At 45.1% G+C, this 521-nt stretch carries 1 pseudogene; it reads right to left on the bottom strand.

Annotated features, from left to right (window positions below):
* Positions 1-336, bottom strand: a pseudogene (locus A3761_RS04905) (ABC transporter permease); the annotation flags it as partial.
* Between the last annotated feature and the right edge of the window lie 185 nt (positions 337-521).

Below are 521 nucleotides of genomic sequence, written 5' to 3'. Positions count from 1 at the left end.
ATACGCTCTGATTTTAGGCACATAAGATGGATCTTCAGCCACTCGTGCCGCATTTCTTTTCTCTTGCCTTTCGTAGAAGGCTTGCTCTTTAGTCCGCTCGGAAACGTGCTCATCATATAAAGAGACGAACTGCTCCATTACCATCGCGGGACCCGGAAACTGCCCCAAAGAAGTTTTAACACTCTGTGCGGCTGCCGCCCAAATAATGAGAAATACCGCAATACCTGCCATGGGTATTGCCAGAGTCTTCGCTGCCATCGCACCAAACTCTAATACCTTATCCAACCAAACAATTGGTTGTTCTATATCGTCCTTAAGAGATGTCGCCGTTGACATAATCTTCTGCTCCTGCTTAAAGCTACTTCAGTTAACTGACGACTCTCGTTCTAACAAACATTGAGAGCCGATCAAGATAAATCTTTCTTAGACAAACTTCGTTATCAGCAGTCAGACAACAAACCCTGGTTCAGGCCAGCATTTGTCGTCCGACATATGTAATACTCTTTAGATCTTGTCGCCTG

It is taken from the genome of Oleiphilus sp. HI0123 (assembly GCF_001635315.1).
The sequence above is the reverse complement of the archived record's forward strand: the minus strand, read 5'-3'. Positions and strand labels throughout refer to the sequence as shown.